A 21,660-nucleotide genomic window follows, 5' to 3' on the forward strand; every position below is an offset into this window, starting at 1 on the left:
GACCTCCCCTAATATTGATTTGAATTTTTTCGGTTTACATCAATCGTGTTTCTACTTCCATCACTTTTTACAAAATTCCAATGAATGATCTCTCCCTCTTGCGTAATCGTTAGAGAACTCCCATCTCCACCAATGTCTGCTCCCAGATAAAAGTGAATGGCAAGAAACTGACATTCTTTCACGCAAGAAGCACACCCCCAGCAGTCTTTGGGATATTTGATATATGCCTTACCGTCTTTTTCCTGAATCAGACTTCCCGGGCAAACATCTTTGCAGGCCATACAGCCCACACATTTTTCTCTCTCAATTCGAATGCTCATACTCTGCCTCCTTCTTAGTCTCCCGAACTTTCATCTTAAGAATCCCATTTTCCCATATGGAATTGATAAACTTCTCATAGGCCGGATCGGTCTTTGGGTGATCCAAGTTTTCATTAAAGGAGTGCCATCTGGTCTCTTTTCTACAGAGCAGATGAAATATGACAGAGCGACAGACAATCAAACGTTCTTTTAGTTCATAGACAAACATCAACTCATGCATATCCCTGGCATTTAACTGTTTCGACAGAGCAAGGAGCCGCTGAATCTCATCCAGCGCAACCTTTAACTGAATTTCGTTAAACTGGTATCCAGTCGAAATTCCACCTGCATATTCATCCATGATTTTCTGCATTCCCTCTTCCAATTCTTCATAAGTAAATACCCCCTCAGGCTGGTTTAAAATCCGCTCGTATTCCGCTACGTTCTCCGCTGCCGCTTTACTAACCCATTTTGGAACACCAGACTTCCTTGTTTTTTTAATCATGTCAAGAGCCGCGATCTCCCCCTCTGCCAACGCACCTGTCACGTATTTTTGAGGGCAGCCACCTGCCACATCTCCTGCTGCATATAGTCCCTTTACTGTGGTCTCCCGTTTTGTATTCACCCAATAACCACTGGCGGTATGTCCGCCCACTATATAAGGTTCTGTCCCTGTAATCTCCACGTTCTTAAGGTTTGGGGTATCCCCGTTTTGAATCCACTTTAAGGTCTGACTGGGTGCCATATTTAAATAGGCTTTGATTAATTCCTCCTCCTTTTCGATTCCAATCCCTCTGGTCTTTAAATAACAAGGTCCATTGCCGTTTTGATTTTCCTTTACCGTACCGTAGACCCTTTCACTGGTCGTGACTCCATATTTTTCTTCGTAAATCTCTCCCTTTGCATTCACTTGTTTTGCAAGCACTCCCTGAGCAATGGTACCCGTAGGGGCAATGGTATCTTTTAAACGTAAGGCAATGAATCGCATCTCAAAAGAAGTCATCTCAGCTCCAGATAAAATCCCCATGGCATATCCGGCGCCTGTATTAAAAGGGGGATACCACATCTTATGGCGGGAAAAGCCAGGATTGTTTGGTTTATAAAGACCTGCCGCTCCCCCTGTGGAGACAAGTACCTGATCCGCTATGATTTCGTATGCCGTACGATGTTCCAGGCTAAATCCCACTGCTCCCCTCACCTCATTGTCATGAACCAGCAAATCGGTTATATTCAAATGGTTTAATATGGTGATGTTTGATTGGTTTTCCACCGCACTTGCCAGAATTGGTTTAAAATTCTCCCCATTGATTTTGATGTTGCGGTTCCCTCTCGCTACATAATTGCCTTCCTCATCTTTAAGAATAACTAGCCCCAGTTTTTCCATCTCTTCTGTTACCGCATTAAATCTTTTGGCTGCTGACAATAAAAGATCTTCTCTGGCAATCCCATTGGCATCCTTTACCGCATAATCCACATAATCCTCTGGGGTTCTTCCCTTTCCAATATAAGCATTGATGGCATTGACTCCAGCGGCAAGGCAGCCGCTTCTTTTCAAGTTTGCTTTTTCTGCAATCACAACGTTTCGATCCGAATGGAATGCAATAGTCCTGGCTGCATAACAGCCTGCGGTGCCACCTCCTATAATCAGTACATCTGTCCGGATTCTTTCCTGCTTTAGTTTTACCTTCATACCAACCCTCCTATAGAAATCAAAGAACTAAAAAGTAACAATTTCTTTCCCTTCTAGAAGAGAATTTTCCATATAATAAGCTTTTTCTCCTTTGTATGCGTAGATCCGATAGACAATCACATGCATGGTTTCTCCAACCGAAACAGGTCTGCGCTCCAAAGAACGATGTGTGGTAAGATGGATTCCATTGACTCTTAGACGGACTTTTAAGCAAGTTCCAAGAAAGGAAACTTCTTCCACAATTCCTTCTTCCGAGTAAGGAAGTACATCCTGAAATTTTTCGTTGTCACTTTTAAAGGTTTCTACAAATTCCGGACGGATAACTGCCCCATCAAATCCTCGTTTCTCAAATCCTTTCAGCCTGTGAAAGTCAGGTATACGTTCTGACTGGCCGATGAATTCTGCCACAAATTTGGTTTTAGGATTCTTATAAATCTCCAGTGGGTTTCCTGTCTGCTCGATTCTACCATTACTTGTAACGATGATCTCATCTGCTACCTCCACCGCTTCATCCTGATCGTGGGTCACAAAGATACTGGTAATTCCCACTTTGTGAATCATATCTTTTAACCAAAAACGAAGTTCCTGCCGCACCTTCGCATCAATGGCAGCAAAGGGTTCATCAAGCAACAGTAATGAAGGATTTGGCGCAAGTGCTCTGGCAAATGCTACCCGCTGTCTCTGACCTCCAGACATCTGACTGGGGTAGCGTTTTTCCATCCCTTTTAATCCCGTAAGTTCCATTAAATCCATAACTCGATCCCGAATCTGTCTCTTTGGAATCTTTTTCACTTTCAAACCAAAGGCAATATTTTCATATACCGTCATATAGCGAAATAAGGCATAATTTTGAAATACAAATCCAATTCCCCGATCATAGACTTTCGTATCATTCACTCGTTTTTCGTTTATGTTAATGTCCCCAGCATCGGGTGTGATAAATCCTGCAATCATTCGAAGAAGGGTGGTTTTTCCGCTTCCACTAGGTCCTAGTAAAGCTGCCAGGGTTCCTTTTGAAATGCTAAGATTAATGCAGTCACATGCTTTATAATTTCCGAAAGATTTCTCAATGTTTTTTAGTTCTATGTACATATGACCTCCTAATTGAATCCATTCGTTGGATTTTCTTTCTTCTTTCTATACTCCACCCAGTTTTTTAAGAAAAGGACAATGACCGCTAATAAAACAAGAATAGAGGATACGGCAAAAGCCGCTGTAATGGAATTCGAAGAATTTGAAAGATATAAAGCATCGATTTCCAAAGGAAGGGTAAATGTCTCTCCTCTTGTTTTTGACAAGGCATAGACGGCGCCAAACTCTCCCAAAGCCCTTGCACTGCATAGAATGATTCCATAAAGCAACGCAAAACGGATATGAGGAAACGTAATCTTTAAGAAGATTGGAATTCCACCTGCCCCCATTAAAGCTGCCGCCTCTTCTTCCTCCTTTCCTCTCCCTGTAAGAACTGGTATGATCTCTCTCGCTACAAAAGGAAACGTGACAAAAATGGTGGCAAGCACTACCCCTGGGACTGCATAGACAATCCGAATATTGGTTCCAAGCGCATGGTTGAAAGTTCTTATCCATTTCCCTGCCCACCCAAGTCTTCCAAATGTCATCAAAAAAGATAATCCGGCAATCACTGGAGAGATTGAAAATGGAAGATCAATAAGCGTAGACAAAATCTGCTTTCCCCGAAACGAAAATCTGGTGATCACCCAAGCTGCCATGATACCAAAAAATGTATTGATCAAAACGGATAGAACCGTAGCCAATATGGTAATCTGAAAGGCAGATCGTACGGTACTCGTACTCAGCGATTGAAAATAAAAACGAAGCCCTCCTTTTAAGGAATATACCACAACGCTAATCAAAGGAAGTACCAACATTAGAAATAAAAACAGGACACTGATTCCAATCAAAAACAACTCTCTTTTCTTTTTCATACTCCCTCCGTCTTAAGGACTGGTGCGTTTTGTCTGAAACATCTGAATCAAATTCACCAAGAATAAAAGAACAAAAGACAATAAAAGCATCATGAGTGCAATGGCCGCTGCCCCTTTATAATCCGCATAGTTAAGTTTTTGCATAATCACATAGGAAATCACCTGTGTGTGCTCTCTTGCATGATTGCCCGATATGTAAATTACACTTCCATATTCCCCGATCCCCCTTGCAAAGGCTAGACCGAACCCCGTGAGCATCGCTGGAAATAATTCTGGCAAAATCACCTTCCGAAATGTATAAAATGAACCTGCTCCTAAGATACAGGCTGCTTCTTCATACTGTGGATCTAGCTGTTCTAACACTGGTTGAATCGCTCTTACTGCAAATGGGATCCCAATAAATATTAAGGCAATCATGATTCCTGATTTTGTATACGCCACATGAATTCCAAGCAATGCCAGAAAACGTCCCAGTATCCCAGTGTCTGAGTAAAGCTTTGAAAGCGTAATTCCTGCCACCGCTGTGGGCAAAGCAAAGGGAAGTTCAATGATCCCATCCATAATTCTTTTCCCCGGAAACTCATACCGAACCAAAACCCAGGATAGGATTAATCCGAAGATTGTGTTTATTACAGCTGCAAGAAGGGAGCACAAAAGACTGGTTCTCGCTGCATAAATCACATTGGGCGCGGACAACACGGATAAGAATTCTTTTGGTGTCAGCTTAAGCGCGTAGACCATGACGGAGGCAAGGGGAATGAGAATGAAGAGAGAGAGAAGGAGTAACGTTCCTCCCATGCAAAGCCCAAATCCCGGTATGACCCGTTTGTCTCTCCTTCCTTTCTTACGGTCCATATATCTCATCAAAAATCCCCCCGTCCGTAAAAAATGTTTCATAAGCCTTATCCCAACCTCCATACTCATAGATGGTGCCAAGTGATACACTTAAATCAAACTTATTTGAATTCTGTTTTAATATCTCCTTGTTATAAGGCCGGTAGCCATACGCAGCAATCAATTTTTGTGCTTCCTCGGAATATAGGGCTTGGAGGTATTCTTTCGCAGCTTGTTCTTTTCTTGTGTTTTTCACATTCTCATCCACCACTGCAACACTTGGTTCTGCTTTTATGCTGATTTTTGGCGTTACAATTTCATAATCACCAGGATACTCTTTTGTTGTATTAAGCGCTTCATTTTCCCAGGCAATTAATACATCCCCCTGGCCGTTCTCCACATAGGTGGTTGTGGACCCTCTTGAACCAGAATCCATAACCGTAACATGATCGTAGAGATCTTTCATAAATTCCTTTCTCTGTTTTTCGTTATCCGGATATGTAACCTTTGCATACTGCCATGCCGCAAGAAAATTCCAACAGGCACCCCCACTGCTTTTTGGATCTGGTGTAATCACCTCCACTCCAGCTTTTCTTAAATCCTCCCAGTCTCTAATGTTCTTTTCATTTCCCTTTCTCACAAGAAATACAATAATAGAGGTATAGGGAGAGGAATTCCCTTCAAACTCATTGATCCAGCCGGAATCAATCATGCCTGCTCGTTCCAATAATTTCACATCCTGCGCCAGTGCCAGTGTGACCACATCTCCCGGAGCTCCTTCCATAACAGAACGGGCCTGACTTCCCGAACCTCCATGAGACTGGATCACCGTTATCCCCATTTTATGGTTTCTTTTGTAATGTGACTGGAATATTTCATCATACGCTTCATAAAATTCCCGTGTTGGATCGTAAGAAACATTGGTAATCTTAATTGTATCTTCCTTCTTTTTGTCACCTGAAATGCCACAAGCGATGACTGCCGCGCTGACTCCTGTGACCATAGCAGCCATAATCCATATGGTTTTTCTTCCATTACTCATTCGGATCCCCCTTCCGTTCCTATGTTATCTGGAATTCTAATCCCTATTTACATATTTGTAAAGTATGTTATTGTGTTTTTCTTTCTCCTATGTTAGAATTCCCTTATGAATTAAAAGGATTTATATTTTTTTGCTTATATATCATACATACCCAATATGTTTATATGTATTTAGAGGAGGACAATATGTCGATTAAAACCCTAATTATCTTCGTTACCGTCTATAAAGAAAAAAGTGTGACCTCAGCCGCAAGAAAATTAAACATCAGTCAACCCGCCGTTAGTGCCGCGCTTCGGGAATTGGAACAGCATTATTCCATCCAGCTATTCAAACGGCATGGGCGTGGCATACAAAAAACCAAAGAAGCCAGACATCTGTATGAATTTGCTTCTCATATCACTTCTCTTTATCAGGAAATGGAACTGGATTTTAAATTTCAGGATCGAACCCTGCCTTTGCGAATCGGTTCTGGCATCCCCATTGCCTCCACTCTGCTCCCTGATTTGATTGCCTCTTTCCTTCGTCACTCTGGGGGGAGTAAGCCTTATATCTCCATAGATCATTCCCATCAAATCGAAATCATGGTTCTGGAAAATGACTTAGATCTGGCCTTAATTGAAGGATCTACTCATTCGGAAAAAATTCTTTCGGAACCATTTGCCAAAGAACAACTCATCCTTATCTGTACTCCATGTCATCCTCTAACTCACAAAAAACAGATCACCCTAGAAGACTTAAAAGAAGAACAATTTCTTCTGCCCGATAAAGGATCCAAAATCAGAGAACTGATCGAATCTACATTCCGGCTCCATGAATTACCCCTAAGACCTTTTTTTGAGAGTTCCAGTCTCACTGCCATTATTCATGGGGTTCTCGCTAATTTGGGAATCTCCTTTCTTCCAAAATCAATGCTGACCAAGTATTTAAACCACGGGGATCTATGTGAACTGCCTCTTAGGGAAAAGCTAGAACTAAGCTATCATCTCATTTACCATCAGAACAAATATCTCACTCCTCAGATGCTCAACTTTATGGAATTTGTGTCTTCCCAAAACTATATCTTGACAACAGATTGAACTTGTTATATATTAAACTTGTTGAATATATAACAAATGGAGGTACAGGAATGGCACTCAAACACGGCATATTAGGTCTTTTAAATTATGGCACAATGACGGGTTATGAATTGGATAAGTCTTTTAAGGCTTCCCTTGCATTTTTCTGGCAGGTAAAAACCAGTCAGATTTACCGTGAGCTCGATACCATGGAAAAAAAAGGGTTGCTAACCAGTGAACGCATTATGCAAACGGAAAAACCAAACAAACGTGTATATACAATAACAGACAGTGGAAAAAACGAACTGATGAATTGGCTATCGCAGCCAGAGCCTGATATTGCGGATGCAATGCGTGTAAAAAGCTCGTTCCTTATGCGTATTTTCTTTGGGGGAGAAACAAACATCGAGCAATCTTTAAAAATGCTTCGAACCTACCGTGACAAGTGCCATGAAAGCAGAGACTCCCTCAGTGCTGCTCATGCTGCGAGTTCAAAGTATGGTACGACGATAGACGATGATAAAAGATCGAAATTTTGGGATCTTACCATCCTTTACGGTGAGTCATACTACAATTCCAGCATCGATTGGGCGGAGAAAGCGATTGCGATCCTAGAGGAGGAGAAAAAGTGAAGGTTTTGGTATTAAACGGATCTCCAAAAGGAGAACAAAGCAATACAATGCACCTAACTCGGTCTTTTTTAGAGGGAGCAGGGTGGTTGAATGCGGAAGTTATTCCTGTAGCAAAAACAGATATCAAGGCATGCTTCGGGTGCTTTGCCTGCTGGAATAAAACTCCGGGAAAATGTGTCATAAAGGATGAAATGGGCAAAATTTTAGACAAAATGATTGTTGCTGATGTGATTGTTTGGTCTTTCCCTCTGTATTATTTTAGTGTCCCTGGTGGACTAAAAAATCTAATTGACCGTCAGCTGCCGCTTGCGTTACCGCTTATGGAGAAAGGATCTGAAAGTGGCGGTCATCCTTCGCGGTATGATTTAGGCCATCAAAAGCATGTCATCATTTCTACCTGTGGTTTTTGGACGGCAAAGGGGAATTATGATGCCGTCAACTTTATGTTTGACCATTTTCTTCACAAATACGGATATACAACAATTTATTGCGGTCAGGGGGAATTATTTCATGTTCCCGAGTTGAAGACCCGTACAAATAAATATTTGGAGATCATCTGCCATGCGGGAGCGGAATATGCGGTCGGAGGAATTCAATCTAAAACAAAATCCCAGTTAGAGGAACCACTCTATCCACGTGAAGTATTTGAAAAAATGGCAGATGCTTCTTGGGGAATTGAAACACAGGTCGATAAAGGAGCAACAAATGATAACAGTTTCAGCTATACAAAACAGATGGCGGCTCTATATAAGCCGGACGGTGTAGAGCGTATCATAGAGATTTATTATACCGATATCGACAAAACCTATCAAATCCTGCTAACAAAGCAAGGTTCAAAGCTTATAACTGACGATTTCAAATCGTATACAACGCGGATTGAAACACCGTTCCAGGTTTGGCGCTCCATTGCTCGTGGAGAAATCTCCGGACAAGAAGCATTATTTCAGCGGCTTTATAAAGTCACTGGTGATTTTAGTCTTATGCTAAAGTGGGATGACTTGTTTGGAGAGCAAACGTCACAAAAACCAACGGAACAAAGGCCTGCGCACAAGACCAATATGCTGTTGCTACTTTTACCGTGGATTGTTATTTGGGTGGCGATTGCAATCAATCCCTTTGTCGGCAGTGCGCTTGGCATTGGGACGGCGGCGCTCATTCCGATACTATGGATTGCATTTCGTCCTGTTATTTATGAACAATTCAGCATCCCGATTGTCATAGGCCTTTCCCTGGCGATTTTGCTCGGTGGGGATGCAAGGCTTATCATTCCTGTCAGTTATTTCCTATTTGGATTAATGTGGCTTTTGGGATCGTTTCACAAGATCCCCCTCACGGCCTATTACAGTGCAAATAACTATGGCGGAGAAGATGCTTATTCTAACGCACTGTTTATCCGTACAAACCGGATTTTGACAGCCATTTGGGGAGTCCTGTACCTTGTCACTCCCATTTGGACGTATATCCTGATGGGAACAACATTTTCTCCCTATATTGGATTACTTAACTCTGTTTTACCTGCACTAATAGGTGTTTTTACGGCATGGTTTCAAAAATGGTACCCTGCACGATATGCAAGAAGATAAATCTCCGTCTATGATAAAGTTTTATTGGGAAAATGGTTAAAGCCATCTCATAGAAACGTAAAAGACTGTGTGCTAATTCCTTAGCACACAGTCCTCTTCTCATTAATATGTAAATAATTGTACCCAGTACTGAGTCCCACTGTTCTCTTGATTCCCTACCCCAATATGTTTGAAATTAGGATTCATAATGTTGGCACGATGTCCTGCACTATTCATCCATGCTGTCATAACTTCTTGTGGTGATCTTTGTCCCCAAGCGATATTTTCACCTGCACCGCTAAAGCTTACTCCATTTTCTCTCAAAACAGAGGAAAAGGAACTGCCGTTAGGACGAGTATGATCAAACTTAGTCTGAATCTCTTTGGCTCTGATATCCGCAGCTTTTGCAGCATTGTCATCAATGGTAAGAGGGGAAAGTCCTTCTTTTGCTCTCTCCGTATTCACCAGATCCACTACCTGTTTGGTGTAAGAATCATTGGAAGTAGAGTCATTTCCTGTGTTTCCATCGTCTGTATTTCCGTTATTGGTATTTCCGTTATCCGTATTTCCGTTATCCGTATTTCCATTATCCGTATCAGTATCCCCATTGTTATTGTTATCGGTATCGGTATCGCAATTGTTATTGTCATTGCCGATAAAATCATAATAACAATTTCCGTTATTAAAACTCTTTTGCAAGCTAGACCAGTCAGTCGTATTGCAGTTAAATCCAAGTTGCTCTAATCTTGATTTTACATCTCCGGAACAGAATGCTTCATAAGTGGCTCTGGCATTGTTATTGCCAAAACATTGGCTGTATGGTCTGATCACTGCAGCGTTTGCTGTTAATGGGATCATACTTGTCATAGTAAGTGTTATCATTGCGAGTGCTTTTAATTTTTTCAATTGAATTGCCTCCTTGAATTTTATTACAAATTTGTTACATTTGTGTTACAAGACAATCATAGCACTCTTATTTCCAATTTACCAGTGGAAATGGATGGCAATAAAATTACCATTTTTCCAGAAAAGGCAGGAGTTGATTTTTTTCCCTTTCTCACATAATCCTGGTAAAATTGTTTATTATTCGTATAAAACAAGCGGGATTTTTTAATCCCGCCTGTTTTAGGTCTCCCTATTATATAATATAGTTGTTTACATAATCACTTTGATTCACAAGATCCGCAATGCTAATCCCATCAAAATACTGATTAATTAGCTTATTGAGCCCTTCCCACATCTCCAGTGTCTTACACTGGGGAGATCTTGTACAGCTATTTGTATCCCCCTCCAAGCAGGAGACCGGCGCAAGGGAACCTTCCGTCAATCTTAATATATTGCCTACCGTATAATTTTCAGGGGCTTTTGCCAGCTTATATCCTCCGCCTTTCCCTCTTAAGGAAATAAGCAGATTGTTCTTACTCAGTATGGAAACAATCGATTCCAAATATTTTTCTGATATCTCCTGCCTCTGCGCAATATCCATCAGTGTGATAAATTCTCCGTTGTTATGCTCCGCCAGGTCGATCATAAGCCGAATTGCATAACGGCCTTTTGTTGAAATTTTCATAAGACATAACCTCCATATCATACTTTACCACATGGTTAATATGTTTTTCAACCCTAACATGAAAAAACCACTGCTTTTTAGGCTCCCGCCCCATTATTGATCATAGTTATCAAGAAAATGGTGCACAGAACCGTTTTGCTTATATGCAATGATTGTATTCAAGTTTACATTTTCCACACTTTTAAACAGATTTCCCTCTATATAAGGATTTGTTTTTTTCAGTTGACGAATCAACTCCTTAATTTCTACTCGTTTGGATCCAGTGTTCCCATCGGTTCTACAAGTGGTACAGGTATCGGTAAAGCGACATGCACATTGAATAAAATGCAGGTCGTTATAATCTCTCCATCTTTTAATATCATCTTCCCGGATGAGGTATAGAGGACGGATCAGTTCCATTCCCTCAAAATTGGTGCTGTGCAGCTTAGGCATCATAGTCTGTATCTGTCCTCCGTACATCATTCCCATAAGAATGGTTTCGATAACGTCGTCATAATGATGTCCCAAAGCAATCTTATTGCAGCCTAGTTCTTTTGCCTTACTATATAAGTATCCCCGCCTCATTCTGGCACACAAATAGCAGGGAGATTTTTCGATATCATAAACCGCATCAAATATCTGAGTCTCAAATACAGTGACCGGTATATTAAGAAGTTTTGCATTGTTTAAAATCACTTGGCGGTTGGTCTCATTATACCCAGGATCCATCACCAAAAATACCAATTCAAACGGAAATTTATTATGTTTTCTTAATTCCTGAAAAAGTTTTGCCATTAACATGGAATCCTTCCCACCGGAAATGCAAACGGCGATCTTGTCATGTTCTTTTACCAGTTCATATTGGTTGATGGCTTTTGCAAATTTGCTAAACAGTTCTTTATGAAATTTTTTTTGGATACTCTTTTCAATGTCAGGGAGACGATCGCCGCCCTTTGACTCTTTCTCCATAGTTTTAATTAACCATTCTCCATAGCCACCCAAAAGACTGTACGCCTGGTACCCTCTTTCACACAGATCATTTGCTGCCTCCTCGCTAAATACACCCTTGAGACAGTAAAGCACGATCTTTTTATCCTTTGTAAGGGTACTTTCATCACTCAGTGCCTCCTTTTCTATATGGATGGCACCTGGAATAAATCCATGTTGATAAGCCCTCTGATCTCGGATATCAATTAAGATATATTCACTCTTATCCAGGTTGTTTAACTGCTCCAGTGAAATTGTCTTTTCAAAGCTATCCACGTGTTCGAAACTCATATATTTTCCTCCTTTTTGTATTGGGATCTGATCTAGATACCAGCAATGTCCTTCACAACTTCACCTGCTAGGATCAGCCCTGCCACGGACGGAACAAAAGACAAGCTTCCAGGAATATCTCTTCTCTCCGTACACTTGTGTTTGGCTCCAGGAGGACAGATACAATTTGTCCTGCAGCTAATTGACATATCTTCGATGGGCCTTGTAGGCTTTTCCTTGGAGTAGACAACTTTTAACTTTTTTACTCCTCTTTTTTTCAATTCCCTTCTCATAACCTTTGCCAAGGGACACATGGAAGTCTTATAAATATCGGTCACTTCAAACAGAGTGGGATCTAGTTTATTCCCTGCTCCCATGCAGCTAATAACCGGAACCTCTACTGCTTTTGCCTGCATGATCAGTTGAAGCTTCGCCGTCACCGTATCAACCGCATCCACAACATAATCATATTGACTGAAATCAAAATCAACCGCATTCTCCGGAAGATAGAAACACTTGTGTGTTTCTACTTCTGCCTCTGGATTAATCTCCAAAATCCGTTCTTTCATTACATCTACTTTATATTTGCCTACCGTTTTCCTGGTAGCTATAATCTGCCTGTTTAAATTGGTCAGACATACTTTATCATCATCCACAAGCACAAAGGATCGAACTCCGCTTCGAACCAAAGCTTCTACCACGTATCCGCCTACTCCTCCAATGCCAAATACTGCAACGGTTGCTTCTGCCAGTCGCTTCATCGCGTCTTCCCCCAACAGCAACTGACTTCTTGAAAACTGATTCAACAATCGATTCTACCTCTTTCTTTATTTTTCTATCTGTTTAGTAGGAATTAAACATACTGTCCATTATTATACTTCGAAAAATGAATTTGATCAATTGTTTTATTCGTTTCCTTTATTTTTCCACGGTGAGCAAAAATACCGGTGCATCCACAGCATTTCGTTCCTTTAAGATACGGGCGCCTGCTTCTCGATCACAGGTACAATTTACAAATCCCATTTCCTTTAGCTGCATTAAATCCCATTCCGGTCTTCTCTCTTGGCTAATATCCATTGACAGCGTAATTTGATCTGATTCCTGACGTAATTCTTCTGTCAGTCCGATATGAAATTCAGAAACATCTGCTTTTTTATCAATACTTTTTTCTTCTTTATTTCGTACTTCCTGTCCATAGTCGGCATCAAAATTCAAAAGAATTCCGCCTTTTTTCAAAACCCGCATCCATTCTTTATAGGCCAAATCCGGTCTCGGTAACGTCCAGGTTAAATTCCTGGCTATGACCACATCAAAGCTTTCATCTGAATAATCCAGATTCTGTGCATCCATTACCTGAAATGTAACCTGTCCACAGCAGCCTTTCGCAATTTCCTCTGCCTCTTTGATCATAGCAGGTGTCAAATCCACCCCACTTACTTGATATCCCTGATTGGCAAGTAAGACCGCAAAATACCCGGCACCGGTACCAACATCGAGAATGGTTAAATCATTCCTGTCTGGAACATGTTTTTCGATTTCAAAAAGCCACCGCCGGCTAATCCCATCCTCTAATTCCATCCGACGTACGGTACCAAAATCATGCGCCCGTCTAGTCCAGTATGATTTTACCCGTTCTTCCATATCTCCCATCTTCATTCCTCCTGCCAAAATTGACTGCATCAAATAGTTCTCTGGTAAAATCCATCTCCGGTTTCTCCACAATCTTCATCACCGTTCCAGATTCTACACATTCCCCCTCTTTCATTACCATCATAGTTTCACAAAAACTGCTTACAAGCGCAATGTCATGAGACACAAATAAAACAGCCATGTCAGATTCCTTTGCAAGTGTTACCAATAACTCCACGATCTCAGCCTGAACCACAACATCAAGCGCACTTGTAATCTCATCGCATAAAAGCAGATCCGGATTTACACATAGTGCTCTGGCAATGGCTGCCCGCTGGCATTGTCCCCCACTTAACTGCCAAGGGTACCGGTTGGCAAGTAAAGGATTCAATCCAACCCGTTTTAATAGAACTTCCATCTGAACTTCCCTTTCTTTCTTATTCTTAATCCCACAGAGATTTCTCATAATCTCTTCCAAAGAATGTCTTATCTTCCGCCTTGGATCAAAAGAATCTTCCGCATTCTGGTATATCATCTGTATTCGACATAGCTCTTCTTTGCTAGGGTGATTGGAACGCTCTTTTCCCTGAAACAGCATCGCTCCTTTTGTCGGTTTCTTTATTCCCACTATTAGTTTTAAGAGGGTGCTTTTTCCACTTCCGCTCTCTCCTACGATCCCCATTAACTCTCCACGCCTTACCTTCAAGGAAACGTTAGACAGTGCAAGATGTGGTTTCTTTTTCTGAAAAAACGTCTTACTGATCTGATTCAGTTCCAAAAGAACCGATTTTTTTTGTATTTCCTTATGTATCTTCCCATCCATTTGATATGATAATCTGGGGACTGCTTCTAAAAGACGTTTGGTATATGCATGGCTAGGGGAATCAAGGACCTGATTCACGGTTCCGACCTCCACCAATCTTCCCTGGTGCATCACAGCGATAGAGTCCGCAACTTTTGATGCCAGTTCTATATTATGGGTCACCAGTATAATGGAAGTCTGATACTGATTGCGAATTTTCAACAGTTCATCCACCACATGTCCCTGACTGGATCTGTCAAGAGCACTGGTGGGCTCATCCGCCAGCAACAAATCCGGCTTTAATAATACCGAAAGAGCAATGGAAATTCGCTGATTCATTCCTCCGCTCATTTCATACGGGCAGCTTTCTAATACCCGCTTGCCATCTGGTAAGTTGAATTGTTCAAACACCTTTAGAATTTGATTTAGAAATGTTTCCTTCTGGTACCGCCCATGGCTTTTCAATGTCTCGGTTAACTGCTTTTCATAGGTTCGCAAGGGATTAAAGGCTGCCTTTGGATTCTGGTTGATCATTCCAATCCTTTCTCCACAGAATTTCATCCGTTCGCTTTTGGGCAATCCATGAATTTTCTGACCTAGGAATAAAATTTCTCCCTGAACCTCAACACTTCTAAATTCTCCCCATGGAATTATGGCATTTAAAAGTGTGCTTTTTCCACTTCCGCTTTCTCCCACAATACCAAGGATCTCTCCTTTTTTTAATTCAAATCCGATTTCCCGTAAAATAGGAGTTTTTCCATAATTTACCTTTAACTTCTCAACAGTAAGGAGATTCTCATTCATCCGTATCCCTCCTTATGTCAAAATAATCCCGGAAAGCATCACCCAGCAGATGAAAAATCGAGACCGTAACAAAAAGTGCCGCTCCAGGTGCCATCACTGCCCACGGTGCCTGCTGCATATATCCCTTTGCTTCATTGATCATAGAGCCCCACTCTGCCTGAGGAGGTGTAACTCCAAGCCCTAAAAAAGATAATCCGGCAAAGCCCAAAATGGTAGTGCCCATCTGTATGGAGGCATTCACAAGAATTTCTCCTGCCATAGCCGGCAGCATGTGAACCACTAAAATCGTAACGCTGCTGCATCCACTTAGCCGGGCAGCCGTTATATACTCTTCCTCTTTCAAGCTCTTTACCTGTGCCCTTACTAGCCTGGCATATAACGTCCAACCGCTAAATCCCAGTGCCAACATTGCATTCGTCATACTTCCACCCAGGATTCCCGCAACTGCAATCGCAAATACCATCTGGGGAAATGCCAGAAATATATCGGTGAAAAGCTGTATCATTCCCTCCAGAATTCCTCCATAATATCCGGCTACCGCTCCAATTATAGTTCCTGTTACAGTTGTTGCTGCTACCACTAAGAATGCAGAAAATATAGAAGTTCTTGCTCCCATCAACACTCTGGAAAAAATACACCGTCCCAATTTATCGGTACCAAAAAGATACTCTAAACTCGGAGCCCCCTTCCGGTAAGATGCCTGAATCTCATACGGATCATGGGGAATTAAGTGAGGAGCCAAAACTCCAATCCCCATAAACAGAAGAGCAAGCACAGAAAGAAATACTACCTTTTTACCTACCAGACCTTTGGAAACTCTTGTTATCCTCATCGTTCTTACTCCTCTTGTCTCATCCTTTTTCCGTTTGTCTGGGATCCAAAACGTGATACATTACATCTGTCAAAAGATTGATCATCACATAGATCACAGACATCAGAATCACATACCCCTGAATCATCGGATAATCTCTTGCCGTAATCGAATCCATCACGAGCTTACCCACTCCTGGCCAAAGAAAGATACTTTCCACAACCACACTTCCTCCCATTAAAGTCCCTATGGTCAAACCGGAGATTGTAATTACTGATATCATGGAATTGCGCAGTACATTATAAACCAGAATATAACGTTCCCGGACACCTCGCTGCCTTGCTCCTTTTACATAATCCATTTCCAACTGATTTAGGACTGCGGCCCGGACCTGACGGATCAGGCGGCTGCTTAACGGAATGGCAAGAGATACGGTAGGAAGAAATAGTCCTTGTACGCTGTTTTTCGCAATCACTGGAAAAACATTCAGCCGAATGCAAAAATAATAAATAAGCAGTACAGAAAGAAAGAAACTGGGGATTGCATTTCCTGCAAAACAAAACACCTTAAGAATTTGATCCATGAATCCATCCTTTTTAACTGCCGCAAGCAGACCCAAAGGAACCGATAAGAAAATAGAAAGACAAAAAGCTGATGCCGCCAAAATCAAGGTATGATTCATTGCTTTCCTTAATTGATTCAGAACAGGAGTTCCATCTTTATATGAATTCCCCATATCCCCATGGATCAAATGGAACAGCCAGTCTCCATACTGTCGAATGAAAGGTTTATTGAGTCCCATCTCTTCCCTTGTCTCTAAAAGAATCTGTTTCGTAACAGCCACTCCCTGAGCACTTAACTTTTTCTGTGCTGGATCCCCCGGGGAAAGAGCCAGGAGTGCGAACGTTAAGAAAGTAATTCCAAATAAAACAAGAAGCAACCGCAAAAAATGTTTCATCACATCGTATCTCATTCTTTCCTCCTGCCTGAAACAGAAAAAAGAGCAGCCTTTCAAAGGCTGTGCTCTATTTTACTTTATTTGGTTATATCCGAATCCACATTCAGAAAATAATAATCAAAAGGTGACATTTCCGATATATGGGTCACACCGTTTCTCATTACCGAAATCTTGTTAAGTAAAGCTACATATCCATACGCATCTTCGTCAATGACTGTCTGGATGATTTGGTTGGATAATTCAGCTCTTTTTCCCTGATCGGTTTCTGTCTTAAGTCGTTTTATCTTTTCCTCTACCTGAGGATTCTGAAAGCCTCCACAATTATAAGGAGAATCTTCTGCAATGGTACTGCTGATAAAGTAATAAGGATCCCCTGTTTTATCTGCAATCATGCAGAACAGTCCAATATCAAAATCTCCTGTTGCTATGTAAGTTCCATCTGGATCTTCCTCGCAAACCAAAAAGCCTTTGATCCCATATCTACGAAGCTGTTCCTGCATCAGTTCTGCTACACGATCGAGGCTTCTAGAGGCATAATACGCAATGGTTACCGTCAATTGCTCCCCATCTTTTTCATAATATCCTTCTCCATTTAGTGAATACCCTTCCTTTAAAAGCAAAGCCTTTGCCTGTTCTGGATTGGGTTCTGGTTTCTTTACTTGTCCATAAGGAGCCGTGGAGCCAAACGGCCCTGAAGTTTTCGTAACCGTTCCATTCAGATAGGTTTCGATTTCATTGGGATCAACAAGCAAGTCAATCGCTTTTCTCACCGAATCACCAAGCCGGTTCTCATTCAAGATGTAAAACTGTAGTCTGGCTGCTGGAACCGTAACCAACTGATACGAATCCTTATCTTGTGAAAAAAGTTCCGCAGCATCAGAAGTAACACCTGTATAACAGTTGAGTTCCCCATTCTGCATTGCCATAGATGCCGTATCTGCCTCAGGCATATAGTAAAAAACAGCTCCATCAAGTTTTGCTTGTCCATTCCAGTACTTCTCATTTCTTTTTACCTTTACCGTTCCCCTTGGGTTAAATTCGGATATGACGAACGGGCCAGTAGCAACAAGGGATTGACTCATATTCTCATCCGCTGATAAATCCACCATAGCAAGTTCCGGACTTGCAAGATCATTGATCAGTGTGGGCACTATCTGGTCTGTTGTAATGGTAAAGGTTTTCTCATTCAACACTTCATAGGTATACTGATCAAAATCCCCATAACGAGGATTGATTTGACCGGCTCGCCGTAAATTCTTTATCACCATCTCAGCATTCAAAGACTTCCCATTGGAAAATGCCGCATGATCCTTCAGCTTAATGGTCCATACATTCTCTTGTTGGGTAAAGCTTTCTGCAAGAAGGGGGATGATCTTAGACTGATCATCCAGTGCAAACAGGGATTCTGTAACCCCATAAATAGAAGTATACCACCCTTGATAGTCCATATGAGGATCTAGAGTCTGAATCGCAAAGGACTCCGCTGTCTTTAAAATCTTATCTTCTTTCTCCGTTCTCTCCTGTATCTGTATCTGTGTCTGTGTTTGTGTCCCGTTATCACGGGAAGTTACGTTGCAGCCGGATAAAGCCACTACTGCCCCTGCCACCAGTAATATACCCCACTTCATTCTCATCCTCCGTTACCCACCTCTCATTCTTTGAATAGAGTATAGTAAAAAACCAAGGTAGCGACAAGCCTCCCTAGGGGATATTTATTTGATAAAACGGTCGATGGCATTGTTTAAATCATCAATCGCCTGTCTGTCTCCTGATTCCACCGCATCGACGATACAATGCTCGATATGGTCTTTTATGATGACCTTTCCGGTGTTATTTAACGCTGAAATAACGGCGGAAAGCTGAATCAACACTTCGCTGCAATCTCGGTCTTCACTTACCATGCGCTTAACCGATTCCAGATGACCAATGGCTCTGGAAAGACGATTGACCACCATTTTTGTATTTGTGTGTTTGTGGGGTTGTCCCTTTTCATGGCTATGGGAATATTCGGTACCATCTTCTGCCGTATGGGTGTGATGTTGACTGTTTTCCCTCATGTTTCCACCTCGCTTCCATCTCCACCATTCTAACTTAAAAATCAGAATTTCACAAGCTTTAACCTTGTTGGCTGCTATGGATTAAGACACCAAAAAGGCATCCGGATTATTCTCCAGACACCTTTTTTTCTAACTTTTTATTGCTTTTTCAACTGATTGGAAAGCCAGGTTTCGTATTTGGTCTGGACCCCGGATTCCTTTGCCACTTTTTCAAAGACAGCTGTCTCCTCGTCCACATCCTTCATCTTATCGCTTTGCAATGCACGAACTGCAAACCCATATGCAACTTGGTCTTCTTTCTCGATATGTCGTTTTAATAAGTCCCCATAACCAACCGCATTGGATATAATATCCAATTTGTGATCAATAATTGGGGTTTTCTCATATTCCGAAACAGCGGTTTCCAACTGAGTGAGATGAAGTCTGCCCAGATCGTGTTCCACCAACATTCCATTCCGAATCAGCTTTTCTGCAACCGGCCCCATATTTTCCATCATGATTCGGAATAAAATCTTTTCTTCTTTTCCATGATGATGCTTGTCCGCATACGTTCTTCCAAAATCAATACATTCCCGTAAGAGATCCCCATCCACAGGTTCTCCCTCCAAGATTCCAGCACAGATACTTCTTAAAAAACCGTTAAATGCCAGTATATTTTCATGTTCCTTTACTAATATATCGATTCCATTCATGAGCAGCTCCTCAATTCATAGACTTGATTTTCATTGACTGTAAATTCCACACCGGATTCGCTGAGCATACCTTTCATGAGGGAATGTCGCAGAAGATAATAATGATTAACGTCTCCCTGAATTAAATTCCAGTAATCTGCGTGAATTTCAGTGGTTTGTCTAAAAATCAGCTTTTTCTCCGATTCTTCCGTCAACGCATTAACTCTGTCACAAGGCATCCCATTCAGCAAGGTATTCTCAAGATAGTCATATGCTTCTCTTACCGTAAGATTTCGACCAGCTGAATGTTTTTCTCCCAAGGCATATACTGCCTCTAAAAACTCATTGAGATGATCCGGATTATCCTTCAAAAGAATGGTTACTACATACGCAAGGCGGTTCTCCACTTGACTGACTCTCTCTTGCAGCCAACCGTGAATATTCGAAGTTTCAATGCTATCCTCCAAATTACCACTGGGCAGCATTCCATACCTGTTTTTTGCCTTTTCTCTAATCCCATCCGCATACCCTTTTTCTTCTGCTGCTTGTAAGATTGCGTCGGTCATTTCTTCCTGAAACTTTATTTTATTGTATAGCCATATGTGGATTGGACCTAAAAAAGCACTCATTCTACTCCTCTTTTCTCTACTGGTTTGACTGTTCTCTTACTGGTTTAATTTTTCTAATACACCTTCTACATCAATTCCATGCACCATACATGCTTCCTCTAAGGTTTCCATCTGTGAGGATGGACAGCCCAGGCAGTGCATCCCACAGCTCATTAAAATCTCCGCTGACTTTGGATTGTTATTTACTATTTCACCAATTTTCATTTCTTTGTTTATCATTTTACGTCCTCCTGTTTTTTACTTGCTTCGAATTTTCTTTCAATCTTCTTCATCCTATATTCTTCCTATATTCTTCTTATATTATTAACAAATTAGAAAATTACAACCAGAGACATCTTAAAACACTCTTCCCCGTAGACTGCATGAGGTTTTTTCGCTGGCATGACCAAGGTCTCCCCTGTGCTAAGCCGGTATTCTTTTCCATCAACAATGAATGTTCCTGTTCCCTCTAACACAGTGACCATTGCATCTCCGTCTGATTCATGGGAGCTGATTTCTTCGCCCTTATCAAAGGCAAAAAGTGTAACACTAACTGCTTTATTTTGTACCAACGTCTTACTTACGATTTGGCCTTCCTGAATGCTTACCAATTCTGCTAGACGAACGATTTCTTCTTTTTGGATGTTTTTTAAGATTTTTTCTGACATTTGTAACCTCCTTATTTTTGTTCTTGCCTTTACACTGAAATTATAATATAATACTTTCAACATTTCGGTTGTAATAACAACATTATCAAAGAATTTTAAAAAGGTTGGTGACTATGGATAAATATTTACCTATATTAAAAAAATCAAGTTTGTTTTCAGGGGTCAGGTCAGAAGAAATCACAGTCATGTTAAAATGCTTATCTGCCAGAGTGAAACACTATAAAAAGGAGGAGTTTATTATAAGAAGTGGAGACTACGTGCATTCCGTAGGTATGATGTTATCTGGAGCTGCTCTTATTATACAAGAAGATTTTTGGGGAAAGCGTACCATTATCTCTGAAGTAATGCCAGGCACGGTTTTTGCGGAAACCTATGCCTGTATTTCATCGATTCCCATAGAAATGAGTGTGATTTCAGATTCTGAATGTGATGTGTTATTTCTTGATTTTAATCGGATATTAACCACCTGCACCTCAGCATGTTCTTTTCACACTCGTCTGATCCAGAATTTTTTATCTGCCATTGCAGGCAGAAATTTAGCTCTCACAAAAAAAATGCAGCACATGTCAAAAAAGACTATACGCGAAAAACTGCTTTCCTATCTTTCTACCGAATCGTTAAAAAGCAGTTCTTCTACGTTTGATATTCCGTTTAACAGACAGCAGCTTGCAGACTATCTTTCCATTGATCGAAGTGCGCTGTCTAATGAATTAAGCAAACTACAGGCAGAAGGGATACTCACCTATAAAAAGAACAGCTTCACTTTAATGGAGGAAATCTAACCGT

At 41.2% G+C, this 21,660-nt stretch carries 24 protein-coding genes; 4 read left to right on the top strand and 20 right to left on the bottom strand.

Annotated elements, in window-relative coordinates; all coding sequences use genetic code 11:
- Nucleotides 1-8: 8 nt before the first annotated feature.
- The 6 genes from EFT72_RS09250 to EFT72_RS09275 are packed head-to-tail and all read right to left on the bottom strand — an operon-like array spanning nt 9 to nt 5,811.
- A complete protein-coding gene (locus tag EFT72_RS09250; RefSeq protein ID WP_124066634.1) occupies nt 9-320 on the bottom strand; it encodes a ferredoxin family protein in 312 nt (103 codons plus the stop codon).
- A complete protein-coding gene (locus EFT72_RS09255) occupies nt 304-1,989 on the bottom strand; it encodes an adenylyl-sulfate reductase subunit alpha (protein ID WP_124066635.1) in 1,686 nt (561 codons plus the stop codon). Before EFT72_RS09255 ends, EFT72_RS09250 begins: the two co-directional genes overlap by 17 nt.
- Nucleotides 1,990-2,016: 27 nt before the next feature.
- Entirely contained in the window at nt 2,017-3,081 is a 1,065-nt protein-coding gene (locus EFT72_RS09260; protein WP_124066636.1) for an ABC transporter ATP-binding protein, read from the bottom strand.
- Between the two features lie 8 nt (nt 3,082-3,089).
- Complete coding sequence (locus EFT72_RS09265; protein WP_124066637.1) at nt 3,090-3,935, bottom strand: sulfate ABC transporter permease subunit; 846 nt, start codon at nt 3,933-3,935, stop codon at nt 3,090-3,092.
- A gap of 12 nt (nt 3,936-3,947) precedes the next feature.
- The gene (gene cysT, locus EFT72_RS09270) at nt 3,948-4,790 is read right to left on the bottom strand and encodes a sulfate ABC transporter permease subunit CysT (RefSeq protein ID WP_206426634.1); all 843 of its coding nucleotides are present in this window, start codon (nt 4,788-4,790) and stop codon (nt 3,948-3,950) included.
- On the bottom strand, nt 4,780-5,811 hold the full coding sequence (locus EFT72_RS09275) for a sulfate ABC transporter substrate-binding protein (protein WP_347561863.1): 1,032 nt from the start codon (nt 5,809-5,811) through the stop codon (nt 4,780-4,782). The genes cysT and EFT72_RS09275 overlap by 11 nt, the downstream gene beginning before the upstream one ends.
- Before the next feature lie 185 nt (nt 5,812-5,996).
- Between EFT72_RS09275 and EFT72_RS09280 the strand changes: the two genes are divergently transcribed.
- From EFT72_RS09280 to EFT72_RS09290, 3 genes are read left to right on the top strand one after another with little or no spacing between them, the layout of a single operon-like run.
- Nucleotides 5,997-6,887 (top strand): LysR family transcriptional regulator, encoded by an 891-nt coding sequence (locus EFT72_RS09280; protein ID WP_164473122.1) that lies wholly within the window; start codon nt 5,997-5,999, stop codon nt 6,885-6,887.
- Between the two features lie 50 nt (nt 6,888-6,937).
- Nucleotides 6,938-7,498, top strand: coding sequence for a PadR family transcriptional regulator (locus EFT72_RS09285; protein WP_124066640.1), 561 nt, complete (start codon nt 6,938-6,940; stop codon nt 7,496-7,498).
- Complete coding sequence (locus EFT72_RS09290) at nt 7,495-9,081, top strand: NAD(P)H-dependent oxidoreductase (RefSeq protein ID WP_124066641.1); 1,587 nt, start codon at nt 7,495-7,497, stop codon at nt 9,079-9,081. Before EFT72_RS09285 ends, EFT72_RS09290 begins: the two co-directional genes overlap by 4 nt.
- 102 nt (nt 9,082-9,183) lie before the next feature.
- On the opposite strand, the gene EFT72_RS09295 is transcribed toward EFT72_RS09290, so the two are convergent.
- From EFT72_RS09295 to EFT72_RS09360, 14 genes are all read right to left on the bottom strand, one after another.
- Nucleotides 9,184-9,966 (bottom strand): CAP domain-containing protein, encoded by a 783-nt coding sequence (locus EFT72_RS09295; protein ID WP_243109982.1) that lies wholly within the window; start codon nt 9,964-9,966, stop codon nt 9,184-9,186.
- A 232-nt stretch (nt 9,967-10,198) separates the two neighbouring features.
- On the bottom strand, nt 10,199-10,630 hold the full coding sequence (locus tag EFT72_RS09300; RefSeq protein ID WP_124066642.1) for an Rrf2 family transcriptional regulator: 432 nt from the start codon (nt 10,628-10,630) through the stop codon (nt 10,199-10,201).
- A 93-nt stretch (nt 10,631-10,723) separates the two neighbouring features.
- Nucleotides 10,724-11,887, bottom strand: a complete 1,164-nt coding sequence (locus tag EFT72_RS09305) for an ATP-binding protein (protein ID WP_124066643.1) — start codon at nt 11,885-11,887, stop codon at nt 10,724-10,726.
- Between the two features lie 32 nt (nt 11,888-11,919).
- Nucleotides 11,920-12,675 (bottom strand): tRNA threonylcarbamoyladenosine dehydratase, encoded by a 756-nt coding sequence (locus EFT72_RS09310; RefSeq protein ID WP_124066644.1) that lies wholly within the window; start codon nt 12,673-12,675, stop codon nt 11,920-11,922.
- 109 nt (nt 12,676-12,784) lie between these two features.
- Entirely contained in the window at nt 12,785-13,516 is a 732-nt protein-coding gene (locus EFT72_RS09315) for a class I SAM-dependent methyltransferase (RefSeq protein ID WP_164473123.1), read from the bottom strand.
- Nucleotides 13,476-15,101 (bottom strand): ABC transporter ATP-binding protein, encoded by a 1,626-nt coding sequence (locus tag EFT72_RS09320; RefSeq protein ID WP_124066646.1) that lies wholly within the window; start codon nt 15,099-15,101, stop codon nt 13,476-13,478. The genes EFT72_RS09315 and EFT72_RS09320 overlap by 41 nt, the downstream gene beginning before the upstream one ends.
- The gene (locus EFT72_RS09325; RefSeq protein ID WP_124066647.1) at nt 15,094-15,933 is read right to left on the bottom strand and encodes an ABC transporter permease; all 840 of its coding nucleotides are present in this window, start codon (nt 15,931-15,933) and stop codon (nt 15,094-15,096) included. Before EFT72_RS09325 ends, EFT72_RS09320 begins: the two co-directional genes overlap by 8 nt.
- 19 nt (nt 15,934-15,952) lie before the next feature.
- Nucleotides 15,953-16,885: a nickel ABC transporter permease gene (gene nikB, locus EFT72_RS09330; RefSeq protein ID WP_124066648.1), complete on the bottom strand. Its 933-nt coding sequence runs from the start codon at nt 16,883-16,885 to the stop codon at nt 15,953-15,955.
- Between the two features lie 62 nt (nt 16,886-16,947).
- Nucleotides 16,948-18,498, bottom strand: coding sequence for an ABC transporter substrate-binding protein (locus EFT72_RS09335; protein ID WP_164473124.1), 1,551 nt, complete (start codon nt 18,496-18,498; stop codon nt 16,948-16,950).
- 84 nt (nt 18,499-18,582) lie between these two features.
- The gene (locus EFT72_RS09340) at nt 18,583-18,927 is read right to left on the bottom strand and encodes a metal-sensing transcriptional repressor (RefSeq protein ID WP_124066650.1); all 345 of its coding nucleotides are present in this window, start codon (nt 18,925-18,927) and stop codon (nt 18,583-18,585) included.
- 137 nt (nt 18,928-19,064) lie between these two features.
- Nucleotides 19,065-19,619: a hemerythrin domain-containing protein gene (locus EFT72_RS09345; protein ID WP_124066651.1), complete on the bottom strand. Its 555-nt coding sequence runs from the start codon at nt 19,617-19,619 to the stop codon at nt 19,065-19,067.
- Nucleotides 19,616-20,227, bottom strand: coding sequence for a hypothetical protein (locus EFT72_RS09350; RefSeq protein ID WP_124066652.1), 612 nt, complete (start codon nt 20,225-20,227; stop codon nt 19,616-19,618). Before EFT72_RS09350 ends, EFT72_RS09345 begins: the two co-directional genes overlap by 4 nt.
- Nucleotides 20,228-20,263: 36 nt before the next feature.
- Nucleotides 20,264-20,446 carry a DUF1858 domain-containing protein gene (locus tag EFT72_RS09355; protein ID WP_124066653.1) on the bottom strand — a complete coding sequence of 61 codons (183 nt, stop codon included), beginning with the start codon at nt 20,444-20,446 and terminating at the stop codon, nt 20,264-20,266.
- A 92-nt stretch (nt 20,447-20,538) separates the two neighbouring features.
- Nucleotides 20,539-20,874, bottom strand: coding sequence for a cupin domain-containing protein (locus tag EFT72_RS09360; RefSeq protein ID WP_124066654.1), 336 nt, complete (start codon nt 20,872-20,874; stop codon nt 20,539-20,541).
- A 113-nt stretch (nt 20,875-20,987) separates the two neighbouring features.
- Here EFT72_RS09360 and EFT72_RS09365 point away from each other — a divergent pair, with 113 nt between their 5' ends.
- Entirely contained in the window at nt 20,988-21,656 is a 669-nt protein-coding gene (locus EFT72_RS09365; RefSeq protein WP_124066655.1) for a Crp/Fnr family transcriptional regulator, read from the top strand.
- Nucleotides 21,657-21,660: the final 4 nt, after the last annotated feature.

Origin of the sequence: Clostridium sp. E02 (assembly GCF_003833015.1) — a bacterium.
Classification (GTDB): Bacteria; Bacillota; Clostridia; order Lachnospirales; family Lachnospiraceae; genus Lacrimispora.